At 72.1% G+C, this 15,648-nt stretch carries 13 protein-coding genes; 9 read left to right on the top strand and 4 right to left on the bottom strand.

Features of this window, described 5'->3' with window-relative positions:
* Both ABZS97_RS39495 and ABZS97_RS39490 read left to right on the top strand, forming a co-directional pair.
* Positions 1-1,971 (top strand): LuxR C-terminal-related transcriptional regulator (locus tag ABZS97_RS39495; protein WP_356146823.1); only part of this gene is annotated, 1,971 nt, incomplete at its 5' end.
* A 163-nt stretch (positions 1,972-2,134) separates the two neighbouring features.
* Positions 2,135-3,040, top strand: a complete 906-nt coding sequence (locus ABZS97_RS39490) for a hypothetical protein (protein ID WP_356146820.1) — start codon at positions 2,135-2,137, stop codon at positions 3,038-3,040.
* A 102-nt stretch (positions 3,041-3,142) separates the two neighbouring features.
* Here ABZS97_RS39490 and ABZS97_RS39485 read toward each other — a convergent pair whose 3' ends face one another.
* Positions 3,143-3,691 carry a MarR family transcriptional regulator gene (locus ABZS97_RS39485; RefSeq protein ID WP_356146817.1) on the bottom strand — a complete coding sequence of 183 codons (549 nt, stop codon included), beginning with the start codon at positions 3,689-3,691 and terminating at the stop codon, positions 3,143-3,145.
* 108 nt (positions 3,692-3,799) lie between these two features.
* Here ABZS97_RS39485 and ABZS97_RS39480 point away from each other — a divergent pair, with 108 nt between their 5' ends.
* Positions 3,800-5,242, top strand: coding sequence for an MFS transporter (locus ABZS97_RS39480; RefSeq protein WP_356146814.1), 1,443 nt, complete (start codon positions 3,800-3,802; stop codon positions 5,240-5,242).
* A 105-nt stretch (positions 5,243-5,347) separates the two neighbouring features.
* Here ABZS97_RS39480 and ABZS97_RS39475 read toward each other — a convergent pair whose 3' ends face one another.
* Positions 5,348-6,280 carry an ankyrin repeat domain-containing protein gene (locus ABZS97_RS39475; protein ID WP_356146811.1) on the bottom strand — a complete coding sequence of 311 codons (933 nt, stop codon included), beginning with the start codon at positions 6,278-6,280 and terminating at the stop codon, positions 5,348-5,350.
* Positions 6,281-6,412: 132 nt separating this feature from the next.
* The gene (locus tag ABZS97_RS39470) at positions 6,413-7,312 is read right to left on the bottom strand and encodes a hypothetical protein (RefSeq protein WP_356146808.1); all 900 of its coding nucleotides are present in this window, start codon (positions 7,310-7,312) and stop codon (positions 6,413-6,415) included.
* A gap of 176 nt (positions 7,313-7,488) precedes the next feature.
* On the opposite strand from ABZS97_RS39470, the gene ABZS97_RS39465 reads away from it, so the two are divergent.
* On the top strand, positions 7,489-8,313 hold the full coding sequence (locus ABZS97_RS39465) for a serine protease (protein ID WP_356146805.1): 825 nt from the start codon (positions 7,489-7,491) through the stop codon (positions 8,311-8,313).
* A gap of 67 nt (positions 8,314-8,380) precedes the next feature.
* Positions 8,381-8,836 carry a GNAT family N-acetyltransferase gene (locus ABZS97_RS39460; protein WP_356146802.1) on the top strand — a complete coding sequence of 152 codons (456 nt, stop codon included), beginning with the start codon at positions 8,381-8,383 and terminating at the stop codon, positions 8,834-8,836.
* A 21-nt stretch (positions 8,837-8,857) separates the two neighbouring features.
* Here ABZS97_RS39460 and ABZS97_RS39455 read toward each other — a convergent pair whose 3' ends face one another.
* Entirely contained in the window at positions 8,858-10,621 is a 1,764-nt protein-coding gene (locus tag ABZS97_RS39455) for a beta-galactosidase family protein (RefSeq protein WP_356146799.1), read from the bottom strand.
* A gap of 95 nt (positions 10,622-10,716) precedes the next feature.
* Between ABZS97_RS39455 and ABZS97_RS39450 the strand changes: the two genes are divergently transcribed.
* The 4 genes from ABZS97_RS39450 to pepN all read left to right on the top strand — a co-directional run bounded on the left by ABZS97_RS39450 (position 10,717) and on the right by pepN (position 15,333).
* Positions 10,717-11,601 (top strand): AraC family transcriptional regulator, encoded by an 885-nt coding sequence (locus ABZS97_RS39450; RefSeq protein ID WP_356146796.1) that lies wholly within the window; start codon positions 10,717-10,719, stop codon positions 11,599-11,601.
* 124 nt (positions 11,602-11,725) lie between these two features.
* Positions 11,726-12,070, top strand: a complete 345-nt coding sequence (locus ABZS97_RS39445; protein WP_356146793.1) for a chorismate mutase — start codon at positions 11,726-11,728, stop codon at positions 12,068-12,070.
* A 144-nt stretch (positions 12,071-12,214) separates the two neighbouring features.
* Positions 12,215-12,742, top strand: a complete 528-nt coding sequence (locus ABZS97_RS39440) for a response regulator (protein ID WP_356146790.1) — start codon at positions 12,215-12,217, stop codon at positions 12,740-12,742.
* A gap of 95 nt (positions 12,743-12,837) precedes the next feature.
* On the top strand, positions 12,838-15,333 hold the full coding sequence (gene pepN, locus ABZS97_RS39435) for an aminopeptidase N (RefSeq protein ID WP_356146787.1): 2,496 nt from the start codon (positions 12,838-12,840) through the stop codon (positions 15,331-15,333).
* Positions 15,334-15,648 lie beyond the last annotated feature (315 nt).

Below are 15,648 nucleotides of genomic sequence, written 5' to 3'. Positions count from 1 at the left end.
CCCGGAACCGCCGGGGTCCCCGGAACCGCCGGGGTCCCCGGAACCCCCGAGGCCCCCGGAACCCCCGAGGGCCTCGAACCCCCCGTCACCTCCTATGGCCTCGACGCTCTCGAAGCCCTCGAAGAGGCCGTACGTGCCGGGCTGTTGGCCGAGGCGCCCGGGGACCCCCTGATCCGCTTTCCGCACCCCCTCGTCCACGCCGCCGTCTACCACCAGCTCGGGCCCTCGCGGCGGGCCGCGTTTCATCTGCGGGCTGCCGCCGTCGCCAGGGACGAGGCGGAGCGGCTGCGGCACCGGGCGCTGGCGGCCAGTGGTCCCGATGCCGGGCTTTCGGCGGAACTCGCCGCCCTGGGAAGAAGGTTCGCCGCAGAGGGCGCCTGGGCCGATGCCGCGGGACAGCTGACGACCGCGGCGCGGCTCGGCGCGGACCCGGGGACGCACGAACAGTGCACGCTGGAGGCCGTCGAGTGCAGGCTGCTCGCCGGTGACGTACCGGATGTCGGCGAAGTCGCCCGCGAGACAGCACGGTTCGCGCCCGGCGGATGGCGCAGCTATCTGCTCGGACGGCTGAGCCTCTTCGATCTCGGCAGAGCCGAGGCGCTGCTCACCGACGCCTGGCACCGCTGCGACCCGAGGACCGAACCGGTGCTCGCGGCGCGCATCGCGGGCCAGTTCGCCGCGCTGCACGGCAGCATGGCGCACGGCACCGAAATGGCCGAGTGGGCCGAACTGGCGCTGCGGCTCGCGCCGGACGACACCGCCACCGACATGATCCGCTACCTGCGGCTGACCGGCCTCGCGATGAGCGGCCGGGCCGCGACCGCGCTGGCCGCACTCGGCCCGCTGCCCGACCCGGCGGTGGCGACCCCGGCCCAGCTGGAGGAACTGCTCGGCCGCGGCAGCCTGCGCGAGTTCACCGGCGATCTCACGGGCGCCGTAAGGGACTTGACCGGGGTCTTCGGTGCCTGTCACGGACGGGCGGCCTCCTTCCGGGTGGTCACTGCGACCTCGCTCGCCTCCGCCGAGTACCGCGCAGGCCGCTGGGACGACGCCACCGTCCACACCGACCTGGCCCTGTCGCTCGCCGCCGACACCGACCAGCCGCACATCGCCCTGTACTGCAGGATGCTCGCCACGCTGGTGCACGCGGCGCGCGGCGCGTTCGGCAGGGCGCAGGCCCACGCGCGCGTGGCCGGCGACTACGCCCGCGGGGGCCACGTGAACCCCACCCTGTGGGCCGCCCTCGCCGAAGGCCACCTCGCCCGCGCCCAGGGCCGCCCGGCGGACGTCGTCATCGCCCTGGAGCCGCTCCTCGGCCTCGGCCCGCGCGGCGACTTCGAGGAACCCGGGACCGTGCCATGGGCCGACGTGCTCGCCGACGCGTGGTCCGCGCTCGGCGACGAGAAGCGCGCGGCACAGGTCCTCGCCCCGTACGAGGTCCTCGCCGCCCAGCGCGGCCACCACGGAGCGCTGCTCCTGGCCGCCCGCGCCCGCGGCACCCTGGAGGCGGCGCGCGGTGACACCGCGGCAGCCGAGCGCGCGTTCCGCTCCGCACTCAAGCACGCCGCCCATGTCGAGGCCCCCTTCGACCGTGCACTGCTGCACTTCGCCTACGGCGGTTTCCTGCGCCGTACGGGCAAACGCACCCGGGCGGGGGAGGAGCTGCAGCGGGCCCGCGACCTCTTCGTACGGCTGGACGCCCGACCCGATCTGGAGCGCTGCGAACGGGAGTTGGCGGCGTGCGGGGTGCGCCCCGCCGACCGGGAGCCGCGGATGCGCGGCGCCGCGCTGCTCACCCCGCAGGAGCTCGCCGTCGCCCGCCTGGTGGCGTCAGGGCTGACGAACCGGCAGGTGGCGCGCGAACTCGTCATCAGCGTGAAGACCGTCGAATACCACCTCGGCCGGATCTTCCCCAAGCTCGAAGTCGACTCGCGCACCCGGCTCGCGACCCGGTTGGCCGAGGAGCCCTGACCGCGCAGCCCTGCGCGCGAACCCCGGGATTTCCCCGGGGCGCACCCCAGGGCGCCCGAACGCCTGTGTCCGTACCGTCGGTTGGGCTGCGCGTACGCAATCCGTCGCGGAGCGACTGAAGTCAGGCTGTAGTCAGGCTGTAGTCAACGGGGGACCAACAGCGATGACCGACACCTTCCACCACCTGGTGCCCGCGACCGCGCACGCCCAGGTGCGCGCCGTGGCCGAGCGCGTCGTCCAGGAGCTCGCACTCACCGCGGACAAGGTCGCCGTACATCACGCGGAGCCCGCGCGGTATCCCCTGCCCGCGGACGAGAGCGCCGCGGAGCACCTGATCGCCAGGCGCTTCGAGGGTCTCTCGGAGGAGGAGAAGAGGCGTGCGGCCGCCCGGGCACTGGCCGACCTGAACGGCGGCCCGGGGCGTGCCGCCCGTCTCGGCGACCTGGCCCGCGTCGACCTGCGCTCACCGGCGTCCGTCGACGCGCAGGCGAAGCGGCTGGGCTTCCCGGACCGGCTGAGGTTCCCCGTGGACCACCTGAGGAAGCTGCCGGCTTCTCTCCTCCCCGAGGAGTCGGCGCCCGTCACCGGCGAGGGCGACGGGTGGGTGTACGAACCGCTCCGGCGTTTCCACTGGTTCGGCCTCGACGAGGTCGCCGAGTACCCGAGGACGTACTTCGTCACGCTGGTGCTCGCCGACATCGAGTGGCCCGGCCTCGCCGAGTACGTCCACCAACTCCTGGACCTGGTCAGGAGGAGGGTTCTCGGCGGGCTCTCCGCCGCCGTGGGCGAGCCGGTCGGCACCGCGAGTGTCCGCGTCGGCATGACCGTCGGCGCGGCCGTGGGCTGGGTCCTCGACCGGCTCAAGGAGCTGTACGGCGACGAGGTGTTCCGGCCGGTCACGGTCGGCACCGTGCTCCCGGCGCCGCCCGCTCACCATGGGGCCGGCCCCTGCTCGCCCGTCGTCGACCAGGGCTGCGGCGGCCACTGCCGGCAGACGTACGACTGGCGCGTGTTCGACCGGGTTCCGGGTCGCGCGCCAGGTCGAGCCCCCGACCGCGTGCCCGGCTGATCGCCCGGCGGTGCGCCCGGCCGGGGCGCGCGGAGCGGGACCGTGGCGGTTACGGGGCTGCCACGGCCCCAGGGGGAGCGGGACCGGAAGGCCGCTGTCCGTCTAGCGGGAGAGACGGGCAGCGGCCTTCCGCTGCCGGTCGGCCATGACGTCGAGGAAGCGGATCACGGTCTGCAGTTCCTCCGTGCTGAACTCCTCGCAGGCCTCGACCACATCGCGTGCCCAGTCCTCGAAGAAGACGGCCAGTTCGGCGATCTTCCGCTCGTTCAGTTCGACGACCACCCGTCGCTTGTCGGTGGGGTGCTTGACCCTCTCGACGAAGCCCTTGCCCTCCAGCCGGTCGACGAGGCCCGTGACGGAGGCGGGGGCCAGGCCCGTGCGCTCGGCCAGGTCCTTCGCGGTGAGCGGGCCGAACCGCTGGAGCAGGTCGAGGGTCTTGGTCTCGGTGGCGTTCAGGCCCTGCTTCTCGGCGACCGCCGCATGGAACATCACCGTGACGCCGCTGTGCTCGCGGCCCACGGTCATGAGCTGCTCCAGGGTCCTGGCCCGCCGTTCGGCGTCGCTCGGCGCGCCCTTCGCACTCCCCGCGCCCTCGGCGACCTCGTCGACGTCTTCCTGCTTATCGCTCGTCCTGCTCGCTCCGCTGCCCATGAGGTCAGGCTAACAAATATTTCGTTCGGTCGAACTAAGTACTTGCGTCCGGAGTGGATCGGTGCAAGTCTTTCGTTAGTCCGAACGAAATAAATCCAGGGAGCCCTGATGTCCACGAGCCTCGCCGCGCCCGCCGCCGCCCCGCCGACGGCCGACCCGTACCCCCGCCGCTGGGCCGCGGCCGCCGTGATGATGATCGCGGCGCTGATGGACCTGCTGGACGGCACGATCGTGAACGTCGCCCTCCCGTCCATCGGCCGTGACCTGCACGCCTCGCAGAGCGCCCTGCAGTGGCTGGTCTCCGCGTATCTGCTGGGCTTCGCCGCCGCCCTCATCGTCTCCGGCCACCTCGGGGACCGGCTCGGGCGCAGGAGCCTCTTCCTCGCCGGTACGGCGGGCTTCGGGCTGGCGAGCCTCGGGTGCGGGATCGCCCAGACGCCCGGCCAGCTGATCGCGGCGCGCGCCGCGCAGGGCGTGATGGCCGCGGTCCTGATGCCGCAGGTGCTCGGCTCGTTGCGCACGCTCTTCCACGGCAAGGAACGCGGAGCGGCCTTCGGGATGTACGGCGCGATGGCCGGATTCGCCTCCGCCCTCGGCGTGCTGCTCGGCGGACTGCTCACCGACGCCGACCTGTTCGGCTGGGGCTGGCGATCGGTGTTCCTGGTGAACGTGCCGGTGGCCGTCGCGACCCTGGTGGCCGGATTCGTCCTCGTCCCCTCCACACGTGAACGCTCCGCCGGGCGACCGGACGTACGGGGGAGTCTGGTGCTCGCCTCAGGCCTGGTCGCGATCGTCCTGCCGCTGGTGCAGGGGCGCAGCAACGGCTGGCCGCTGTGGGGCTGGGTCTGCCTCGCCGCCGGGGTGCTCGCGGTCGTCGGACTGGGCGTGGTCGAGTCACGCCGGCGCGGCACGGCGACGGTGCCGCTGCTGCCCGCACGGGCCTTCCGGCTGCCCGCCTTCTCCGTGGGCGTCCTCGTCCAACTCCTCTTCTCCATCGGCATGCAGGGCTTCTTCCTGGTCTTCGCGATCTGGCTGCAGGGCAGCGAGGGCTACACACCGATGCAGGCGGGTGTGGTCGTGGTCGCCTTCTCCGTGGGCGGGTTCCTGACCGCGCCGGTGGCCGACGTGCTCGCCGTCCGGTTCGGGCGCCTGGTGCTCGCGGCGGGCGCGCTGATGATGGCGGGCGGGTTCGGCTGGGTGTGGTCCGCCGTGGCCGACTCCGCCGCCGCGCACACCGGGGCGTGGCCGCTGGTTCCGGGACTGGTCATGGCAGGGGCCGGGCTCGGGTTCCTGGTCGTGCCGCTGGTGAACGTGGTGCTGTCCGCCGTACCCGCGGAACTCGCGGGCGGGGCCTCCGGGATCTTCTCCACCGCGCAGCAGTTCGGTGGGGCGCTGGGGGCCGCGGTGATCGGGACGGTGTTCTTCGGGCACGTGGGGGAGGGGCTGACGGGGGCGGTGACCGCGGCGATGCCGTGGGTGGTGGGCGGGTTCGTGGTCTGCGCGGGGCTGTGCGGGGCGTTGCCTCGGCGGGGGGTTTCGCAGGAGGTGTGACGCGGGGTCTGTACGGGGGTGGGGGCGCGGGGCCTGTCGGGTCCCGCGCCTTCATGTGAGCCGGGGTGGGGGGCCGGACGCGCTCGTCCTCGAACGCCGGACGGGCTAAGCCCGCCTCCCGTACCCCCGTACCGCCTCCCCGAACGCCCTGCGCAGTGCATCCCCACTGCCGCACCAGTCCCTCATCGCCCGCAACGTCTTCCGGTCCCGCCGCCTGCCCAGGACCGCCACCGCCTCCTTCCAGTCGTCCTGGTCGGGGTCCGCGCAGCGCAGGGCCCGGGCGGCCAGTTCCTCGGGCGGGGTGGTGATGCCCAGGGAGGTTTCGAGGAGGGTGGCTATGGCCGCGTGGCCGGTCTGCTGGTCGGCGGCGGCGAACGCCTCGGCCCCGACGCGGAGTTCGACCTCGATGGTCACGCCGCCGTCCTCCGCGAAGCGACGGGTCACCGTCTCGTGGCCGGATCCGTGCGCCCGCTCCAGGCCGGCGCGCAGCTCGGCCTCGACATCGAGGGTCAGCCGGCGCTGTGCCTCGGCCAGGGCCTCCGGCCGGCCCTGCGCCCCGTGCTCCAGGAGGGCGCGCACGCAGCCGGGGGAACCGCGGCGGGCGGCGGCGACCAGCGGAGGTTCGCCCGTCGGACCGGGGAGATCGGGGTCCGCGCCGGCCGCGAGAAGCTGCGCCACGATCGCGGCCTTGCCCCGCTGGACCGCCCACGTCAGCGCCCGGAACCCGAACGCCTCCTCCCGGTCGGGCCCCGCCCCGGCCGCGAGCAGGGCGCGTACGACGTCGGCGTGACCGCCGCAGGCCGCACCGCACAGGGGCGAGTCGGAGCCCGCGCTGAGCCGGTCGGGGTCGGCGCCGGTCGCCAACAGAAGCCGTACGACACCCGGTCGGTCGCTCACGGCCGCCAGATACAGGGCGCTCTGGCCGTCCTCGTCGAGCGATTCGGGGCTCGTGCCGGACCGCAGCAGCCGTACGACCGCGTCCTCGTCGCCCTCGTACACGGCGGTGAAGAGGCGGGCCGTGGGCTGTTGCGTGCTCATCCTTCGACCCTCGCTCGCCCGGGCCGCGCGAAGCAAAGTCATTTGGGGTGTTCTGTCTCACTCGTGTGGTGTGACGCCCCACCGGCCGCTCGCCGCTCACCACCGTCCACGCGCCGCCCGCCCCGCCGCGGTCTACGTGTCGCACTCCAGCACCGTCCGGCACAGCGCGCAGCGCGCCCGGACACGGCCCCGGACCGGCACCCTGATCCGCTGGTGGCAGGTCGGGCAGGGGAAGGAGACGCGCAGCGGGTCGCGGCCGCCCGCGGTGAACGTGTACGGCACCCCGGGCGGCGGACCCGGCGCGTGATGGTGGTCCTGGGCGTAACGGCGGTCCTTCGCGTAGCGGCGGCGGCCCGCCCAGCCGGCGGCGGTCAGCGGGGGCTGCTGCTCGTCGCGGCGGGCCTGGGCCATCCCCTTCGTGTACGCGGTGTACGCCTGCGGGCTGGTGAACCACACGGAGGGGTCCTCGCCGAAGACCAGCGCGCGCTTGGCGAGGACGTAGCCGAACTCCTCCGGGGTCAGGTAGCCGAGCTTCTGCGAGGACGTCGCGTCCTCGCGGTAGGCGTCCAGGAGCAGCCACCCCGCACCCAGATACGTCGCCGCGGTGTCCGTGAGGATCTCGTTGTCGCGCGTGCCGGGGAAGGAGAGGTCGAGGCGGTGCAGATAGACGTGCATCACCTCGTGGGCGAGGGCCGCACCGATGTCCCGGCGGTGGGTGCGGAAACGGTCGTTGAGTTCCACGAAGTACTCGGGGCCCGCGGCGAGTTCGACGTTCGCCGCGTGCTCCATCTCGCGGAAGCCGACGATCAGCCGGGCGTCGGGCAGGTGGTAGTGCCGCACCATCTCGCGGGCCACCCGCTGCGCGCCCAGATGCAGGTCGTCCATGTCGCTGAAGGCCACGTCGGCGGGGACCACGCTGGTGGCGAACGTGTGGACGGTGTCGTACGAGAGCCGTTTGTAGAGCGCGGTGATCGCCGCCCGCACCGTGTCCAGATGCGGGTAACCGTGCTCGACGGGTCCGCCGTTCGCCACGTCCGCACCCCCTGAAGACGCCAGCCCTGACCTCTGGCCTCCACTGTAGGCGGGGCTCGGCGCGGCGGCGGGGCAGGTGCGGGCGCATGGCGGGGGCGACTGGCCGGAATGCGGTTCTTGCCGGGCCTCCCCCTGCTCCCAATAATGCGCACAGGCTTGGCAGGAGCATGCCAGTCATGCTTCCGCCTTGCGTTCAACCCCCCACGGAAGGAAGCACGTTGACACTCTCCAGGAAGTTCAGCGGCGTCAAGAGAGCCCTGGCCGTCGGCGCCGTCACGCTCGCCGCACTCTCGCTCCAGCCCCTCTCCGCGCACGCGGCGCCACAGCCCGTCGTCGGCGGGACCCGGGCCGCACAGGGTGAGTTCCCGTTCATGGTCCGGCTCTCCATGGGCTGCGGCGGCGCCCTCTACACCAAGAGCATCGTCCTGACCGCCGCGCACTGCGTCGACGGCTCCGGGAACAACACCTCCATCACCGCCACCGCCGGCGTCGTCGACCTGCAGAGCAGCAGCGCGATCAAGGTCAAGTCGACGAAGGTGCTCCAGGCGCCCGGCTACAACGGCAAGGGCAAGGACTGGGCGCTGATCAAACTCGCCAGGCCGATCGAGCTGCCCACCCTGAAGATCGCCACGACGACCGCGTACAACAACGGGAACTTCACCGTCGCCGGCTGGGGCGCCACCCGGGAGAACGGCGGCCAGCAGCGCTACCTGCGCAAGGCCACCGTCCCCTTCGTCGACGACGCCACCTGCGGACAGGCGTACGGCAGCGACCTCGTGCCCGGCGACGAGATCTGCGCCGGGTTCGTCGCGCAGGGCGGCGTCGACACCTGTCAGGGCGACTCCGGCGGCCCCATGTTCCGCAAGGACGACACGGGCGCGTACCTCCAGGTCGGAATCGTCAGCTGGGGCCAGGGCTGCGCGGAGCCCGGCTACCCCGGCGTCTACAGCGAGGTGTCCACGTTCGCGACGGACATAGCCCGGGCGGCCTCCGGGCTGTAGGGGGCGCGCTACGAGTACGGTGCGGGGCCCCTGCTGCGGGGCCCCGCACACTGAGATACTCCGGACCATGACCAAAGATCAACAGCCCGCGATCAAGGCGTCGTTGCGGACAGGCGACAAGGACGAGGCGCTGGAGCAGCGCCTCGACGACGAGCTCACCGCCTTCAACGCCCGGGCGACCGGCGCCGGCACACCCACCCCGCTCTCGGTGCGCGTCACCGACGACGCGGGCGAACTCGTCGGTGGGCTCACCGCCTGGATCTGGGGCAGCTGCTGCGCCGTCGACATGCTGTGGGTACGGGAGGACCAGCGGCACGCGGGCTGGGGGAGCAGGCTCCTCGTCGCGGCCGAGGAGGAGGCCGCGCGGCGCGGCTGCACCGAGGCGATCGTCTCGTCCTTCACCTTCCAGGCCCCGGACTTCTACCGCGGCCACGGCTACCGCGAGACGGGCCGCACCGAGGGCATCCCGGGCGGCCACCAGGACGTGCACCTCCACAAACTCCTCGCGCCCGCGACCGACTGACCCCGAACTCCCCCAGCAGGCCTACGAGTTCACCGAGGGGTTTTCGAGGCGCGGCCCGGCCGTGGAGGCCTCCTGAAGCTCCAGCACCCACACCTCGTTGGCGCCCTCCCGCAGCACGGGCCCGGGAACGTACAGGCTCGTCTGCGGGCCCGCCGACCAGTAGCGGCCCAGGTTGAACCCGTTGACCCACACGAACCCCCGCGTCCAGCCAGGCAGTTCGAGCAGGGCGTCCCCCGCGCCGCGCACCGTGACGGTGCCGCGGTACAGGCCGCGGGCGCCGTCCCCGGGCAGCGCGCCGAACGGCACCGCCTCGACACCGGAGTCGAACGCGTCCAGGCGAAGCCCCCGCGCACGCACCCCGTGCAGATACTGCCGCTCGTGCAGCACACCCCCCGCGATGCCCTTCGACTCACCGGAACGCGGACCGTAGTTGACCCTTCCCAGCGACTCCACCCACAACTCCACCCGCGCGGGCCCCGCGACGGGCTCCTTCAGCTCGGCCGCGTCCTCGCTCAGCACCCCGGCCGCGACCCCGTCGACGTACACCATCGCGAGATCCCGCAGCCCGCGCACCGTCAGCGGATACGGCTGCCGCGGACCGGGAATGTCCACCGTGTAGCGGACCAGGCCCCGGTCCACGTCCAGTTCCTCGAAGGTCGGCGGCACGGGTTGCACGGCGTCAGGGCCGCCGAGCGTGTCCAGTACGGCGTCCAGGGGCGCCCACGCGGTGAGTTCGACCTCGGCGGACGCCTCCAGCGCGGCCGGGGCGGGCGGCACCTCGGGCAGCGGGCCGTCGGCGTACGCGGCGAGGACCTCGCGAAACAGCCAGAACTTCTCGGTGGGACGCCCGAGTTCGTCGATCGGCGCGTCGTAGTCGTAGGAGGTGACATCCGGCTCCAGCGGACCGTCGTGCAGCGCACCGCCGCCCCGGTTGGCGCCCGCCCAGCCCGCGAAGTTCGTGCCCCCGTGCGCCATGTACAGGTTGACGGACGCCCCGCACTCCAGGATCTCCCGCAGCGCGTCCGCCGCGTCCCGCGCATCCCGTACGACATGACCGCCGCCCCAGTGGTCGAACCAGCCGCACCAGAACTCCATGCACATCAGCGGACCCCCCGGCCGGTGCCGGCGCAGCGTCTCGAAGCCCGCGCGCGCATCGGAGCCGAAGTTCGCGGTCGCGAGCACGCCGGGGATCGAGCCGCCGGTGAGCATGTGGTCCTCGGGCCCGTCCGACGTGAACAGCGGCACGCTCACACCTTCGCCGCGCAACAGGTCCGCCAGCCACCCCAGGTACACCTGGTCCGAGCCGTAACTGCCGTACTCGTTCTCGACCTGCACCATGATCACCGGGCCGCCGCGGTCCAGCTGCCGCGGCACGATCTCCTTCAGCAGCCGCCCGAACCAGCGCTCCACCTGCGCGAGGTACCGCTCGTCCCGCGTCCGCACCCGGGCACCCAGCTCACCGGTCAGCCAGTGCGGCAGCCCGCCGTTCTCCCACTCGGCGCAGATGTACGGTCCAGGGCGCACGATCGCCCACAGCCCCGCCTCCCGCGCCGCGTCCAGGAAGCGGCCCAACTGCTCCACATCCCGGAAGTCGCCCGGACGCGGCTCGTGGAGGTTCCACGGAACGTACGTCTCCACACAGGTGAGACCCATCGCCCGCAGCATCCCGAGCCGGTGCCCCCACTGCTCCTCGTGCACCCGGAAGTAGTGCAGCGCGCCGGACAGCAGCCGCACCGGCCGCCCGTCCAGCAGAAAATCCTTGTCCCCCACAGTGAACTCGCTCATCCATCCAGCCTCACGCCTGGCGGCGGCCGCGTCCATGGACAAAGATCATGGCTGCTTGGACGCAGCGAGGACGAAAGAAGGCAGGAGGAAAGCGGATGTACCACACCTGGATGCGCTATTTCACGCCCGCCCCCGTCCACCACCGGCTCGGCCTCGTCTGCCTCGGCGTCGGCCTCCAGTACGGCGAACTCCCCGTCGTCGGACCACGCACCCTCGACCACCACGTCGCCGTCGTCATCAGCGCCGGCAGCGGCTGGTACGAGAGAGCGGACGGCCACCGGCTCACCGTCACCGCACCCGCCCTGATCTGGCTCGTCCCGGGCACCCCGCACCACTACGGCCCCGACTCCGGCTGGGACGAGTGCTTCGTCGCCTTCACCGGGGCAGCCGCAGCGACGTACACCGAACTCGGCTGCATCGAACCCGACCGCCCCGTCGTCCCCCTCGCCGACGCCGAGGGAGCCCGCGCCACCGTCGCCCGCATCGCCCGCGCCGCCCGCCGCGGCAACCCCCTGCTCGAAGTGGAAACTGCGGCCGCCGTCCACGAACTGCTCGTCGTGCTGCGCCGCGCCCGCGCCGACACGACCCCCGACGGTCACCAAGTACTCCAGGCCCTCGCCCGCGACGCCTTCAAACCGCTGTCCGTCGCCGAACACGCGGCCCGGCACGGCATGACCCCGGCCGAACTGCGCACCGCCGTCCGCCGCGGCGCCGGATGCAGCCCCAAGGACTACCTCCTCGGCATCCGCCTCGGCCGCGCCAAGGAACTCCTCGCCGCCACCGAACTCCCCGTCGCCGCGGTGGCCCGCCGCGTCGGTTACGACGATCCCGCCTACTTCTCCCGCCTGTTCACCCGCCGCGTCGGCATGGCACCGGTCCGCTTCCGCGCCCAGCAGGCCCGCACCGTCCCCGGCGGCCGCAGCGACCGCATCCCCGATCCGGACGATCCTCCGATGATCGAACGACCACCCGCCCCCTAGGGGGTGCCCTGCCGCCACATTCCCGTCTGCCCCGCGACGCCATGCATGCACCTGACGCCGCAGGGCCCGCCCGCCCTCCGGGCGGACGACGGGCATGTGACGCCAGGGCCTAGGGTTGACGCCCATGACCACCAGCAACAACCACGCCGTCGACCCCGCCGTCCGCGCCGAACTCGCCCGGCTGCGCGACAGCATCGACAACATCGACGCCGCCGTCGTCCACATGCTCGCCGAACGCTTCAAGTGCACCCAGCAGGTCGGCCACCTCAAGGCCAACCACGCACTGCCGCCCGCCGACCCGGACCGCGAGGCCCAGCAGATCACCCGGCTGCGCCACCTCGCCGAGAACGCCAAACTCGACCCGGCCTTCGCGGAGAAACTCCTCAACTTCATCATCGCCGAGGTCATCCGCCACCACGAACGCATCGCCGACGACACGGGCAACGGCAGCACGCACCCCGGTGAGTGACAACGTCGGTACGGGGGAGTGACAGGGGGCCCGACGGAGTGCATCCTTCGCTGAGCACTCCTGCACTCCTTGTCAGGCCGTGAGCACACGCCGTGAGGCCGCCCGGGCCTAAGCTGGTTTGTTCAAGTGAGGGGACGTCGGGCAATGCCGTCGGATGCCAAGATCCTCATCGTCGACGACCATGAGGACACGCTGTACGCGCTGGAGAGCGCCCTGACCCCGCTCGGCTACCTCGTGGCCCGGGCGACCAACGGCGACGACGCGCTCAAGGAAGTCCTGCGCGGCCATGTGGGGCTGCTCCTGCTCGACGTGCGCATGCCCGGCGTCAGCGGCCTGGAGGTCGTCCGCTACATGCGGCGCCTGGAGCAGACCCAGCACATACCCGTCCTCCTCCTCACCGGCTTCGGCCCCGACGCCGAACTCACCGCCACCGCCTTCCACCTCGGCGTCGCCGACCTGATCATGAAACCCATCGACCCGTGGGCCCTGCGCACCAAGGTCCGCTACCTCTACGACGCCCATCAGCGCCACCAGGCCCTGGAGCGCGAACTGCGCGAACTGCGCACCCTGATCAGGGACCACCTTCCGCACCCCGTTCTGGACCACCCCGACGCCCGCGTCCCCCTCCAGCGCGAACCCCGCAACGGAACACTGGAGCAGGACCGGACCTGAACAGGACGTAGCCCAGCGGCAGAGCCAGAGCTGACATAACGGGGCATACGGGTCGACCGCTGTGTCCCACCGGAGCCATCGGGCAGCATGTCCCCATGTCCGTACTGACGCGCGACGAAGCGCAGACCCGTGCCAAGCTCCTCGATGTCCACCACTACGACATCGAACTCGACCTCACCGTCGGGGACGACACCTTCGACTCGCGCACCGTCATCCGGTTCACCGCCGGAGCCGACGCGGACACCTTCGTCGAGCTGAAGCCCGCCGAACTGCGCTCCGTCACCCTCGACGGAAACCCCCTCGACCCCGAGACCCTCGCCGAGAACCGGCTGCCGCTCACCCACCTCACCGCCGGCGAGCACGAACTGCGCATCGACGCCGCCATGCGCTACTCGCGCACCGGCGAGGGCATGCACCGCTTCACCGACCCCACCGACCAGGAGACCTACCTCTACACCCAGCTGTTCATGGAAGACGTCCAGCGCGTCTTCGCCGCCTTCGACCAGCCCGACCTCAAGGCCGTCTTCGAACTCACCGTCAAGGCCCCCGAAGGCTGGACCGTCCTCGCCAACAGCCTCACCGAACACCTCGGCGACGGCCGGTGGAAAGCCGCCCCCACCCCCCTCATCTCCACCTACCTCGTGTGCGTCGCCGCCGGCCCCTGGCACTCCGTACGCACCGAACACCGCGGCCTGCCCTTCGGCATCCACTGCCGCCGCTCACTCGCGCCCTACCTCGACGCCGACGCCGACGAGATCCTCGACATCACCAAGCAGTGCTACGACCGCTACCACGAGAAGTTCGAGGAGCCCTACCCCTTCGACTCCTACGACCAGGCGTTCGTCCCCGAGTTCAACGCCGGCGCCATGGAGAACCCCGGCCTCGTCACCTTCCGCGACGAGTTCGTCTACCGCTCCGCCGTCACCGACACCGAACGCCAGACCCGTGCCATGGTCATCGCCCACGAAATGGCCCACATGTGGTTCGGCGACCTCGTCACCCTGCGCTGGTGGGACGACATCTGGCTCAACGAGTCCTTCGCCGAGTACATGGGCTACCAGACCCTCGTCGAAGCCACCCGCTTCACCGACACCTGGGTCGACTTCGGCGTCGCCCGCAAGTCCTGGGGCTACGACGCCGACCTGCGCCCCTCCACCCACCCCGTCGCCCCCGACCCCGACGCCGTCCCCGACACCGCCTCCGCGATGCTCAACTTCGACGGCATCTCCTACGCCAAGGGCGCCTCCGCACTGCGCCAACTCGTCACCTGGCTCGGCGAAAAGGACTTCCTCGCCGGCATCAACACCCACTTCGCCCGCCACAAGTTCGCCAACGCCACCCTCGCCGACTTCATCGACTCCCTCGCCTCGGGAACCGAACGCGACGTCCACGCCTGGGCCGACGCCTGGCTGCGCACCACCGGAGTCGACACCCTCACCCCGCGCCTCGACCGCGCCGACGACGGCACCCGCACCCTCACCGTCGACCACCAGGGCAGCCGCCCCCACCGCATCTCCGTCGGCCTCTACGACCAGGACCTCACCGACGAAGGCCGCCTCACCCTGCGCACCCGCCTCGAACTCGACGTACCCCAGACCGAATCCTCCCTGCCCATCGGCAAACGCCCCGCCCTGCTCCTCCTCAACGACCAGGACCTCACCTACGCGAAGGTCCGCTTCGACCCCGACTCCTTCGAAACCCTCACCACCACCCTCTCCGGCCTGCCCGAACCACTGACCCGCGCCGTCGTCTGGAACGCCCTGCGCGACGCCGTACGCGACGGCGAACTCCCCGCCCTCGCCTACGTGGAGGCCGCCCGCACCCACCTCCCGCGCGAGACCGACCTCGCCCTCGTCCAGGGCATCCTGTCCTTCGCCACCGCCCAGGTCGCCGACCGCTACCTCCCGGCCGTGGACCGCCCCACCGCCCTCGCCACCCTCACCGACCTGTGCCGCGACCTCATCCGCCGCACCGAGGACGGCACCCACCCCGGCCTGCGCCTCACCGCCGTACGCCACTTCATCGACGTCGCGAGCCAGCCCGACACCATCAGCGCCTGGTTCTCCGAAGGCACCGTGCCCGGCGGCCCCGAACTCGACCCCGAACTGCGCTGGCGCATCCTCGGCCGCCTCGCCGTCCTCGGCGCCATCGACGACGCCGTCATCGACGCCGAACTCGTCCAGGACCCCAGCGCCAGCGGCCAGGAAGGCGCCGCCCGCTGCCGAGCCGCCCTGCCCGACCCGCAGACCAAGCGGAAGGCCTGGGAGGAGATGTTCACCACCGACGACCTCTCCAACTACCTGTTCACCGCCACCGCCCAGGGCTTCTGGCAACCCGAACAGGCCGACCTCCTCAAGGAGTACGTCGAGCGGTACTGGACCGACGCCGTCGCCGTCGCCGCCCGCCGAGGCCCCGCCATCGCCGAAGCCGCCGGCCGCTGGGCCTTCCCCGTCCACGCCGTCTCCCCCGAAACCCTCCGCCAGGGCAAGACCTGCCTGACCGACGCCGACCCCATCCCGGCCCTGCGCCGCAAACTCGCCGACCAACTCGACGACCTCGCAAGGGCGTTGAAGGTCCGCGACCCCCACTAACAGCAACGCGAAGACACGGGGGCTGATCCTCCAAAAAGGCGATCAGCCCCCAAACCCCCGCAGTCGCGTACGCACGGAAGGGTCCGTGCCGGCAGGCCTCAGCCCGACACTCGCCCCCAAGCACCCGCGGCCGGGTACGCACGGAAGGGTCCGTGCCGGCAGGTCTCAGCCCGACACTCGCCCCCAAGCACCCGCAGTCGCCGTACGCACGGAAGGGTCCGTGCCGGTACGTCTCTGCCCGTCGCGTAGCCGGCTCCCAGCCGAGTTTCGCCGTGCTCGGGTGCCGGGCAGTACGCCCACGCGGCGACGGGCAGG

The organism is Streptomyces sp. NPDC005485, assembly GCF_040606085.1.
GTDB lineage: Bacteria > Actinomycetota > Actinomycetes > Streptomycetales > Streptomycetaceae > Streptomyces.
This window is presented reverse-complemented; position numbering and strand designations above follow the sequence as displayed.

What these genes read in the sequence shown, in the direction of transcription:
- ABZS97_RS39465 (WP_356146805.1), top strand. Translation starts at nt 7,489, where the DNA reads ATGCTTCCGCCTTGCGTTCAACCCCCCACGGAAGGAAGCACGTTGACA.
- ABZS97_RS39475 (WP_356146811.1), bottom strand. Translation starts at nt 6,280, where the DNA reads ATGAGCACGCAACAGCCCACGGCCCGCCTCTTCACCGCCGTGTACGAG.
- ABZS97_RS39490 (WP_356146820.1), top strand. Translation starts at nt 2,135, where the DNA reads ATGACCGACACCTTCCACCACCTGGTGCCCGCGACCGCGCACGCCCAG.
- ABZS97_RS39460 (WP_356146802.1), top strand. Translation starts at nt 8,381, where the DNA reads ATGACCAAAGATCAACAGCCCGCGATCAAGGCGTCGTTGCGGACAGGC.
- ABZS97_RS39445 (WP_356146793.1), top strand. Translation starts at nt 11,726, where the DNA reads ATGACCACCAGCAACAACCACGCCGTCGACCCCGCCGTCCGCGCCGAA.
- ABZS97_RS39485 (WP_356146817.1), bottom strand. Translation starts at nt 3,691, where the DNA reads ATGGGCAGCGGAGCGAGCAGGACGAGCGATAAGCAGGAAGACGTCGAC.
- ABZS97_RS39450 (WP_356146796.1), top strand. Translation starts at nt 10,717, where the DNA reads ATGTACCACACCTGGATGCGCTATTTCACGCCCGCCCCCGTCCACCAC.
- ABZS97_RS39455 (WP_356146799.1), bottom strand. Translation starts at nt 10,621, where the DNA reads ATGAGCGAGTTCACTGTGGGGGACAAGGATTTTCTGCTGGACGGGCGG.
- ABZS97_RS39480 (WP_356146814.1), top strand. Translation starts at nt 3,800, where the DNA reads ATGTCCACGAGCCTCGCCGCGCCCGCCGCCGCCCCGCCGACGGCCGAC.
- pepN (WP_356146787.1), top strand. Translation starts at nt 12,838, where the DNA reads ATGTCCGTACTGACGCGCGACGAAGCGCAGACCCGTGCCAAGCTCCTC.
- ABZS97_RS39440 (WP_356146790.1), top strand. Translation starts at nt 12,215, where the DNA reads ATGCCGTCGGATGCCAAGATCCTCATCGTCGACGACCATGAGGACACG.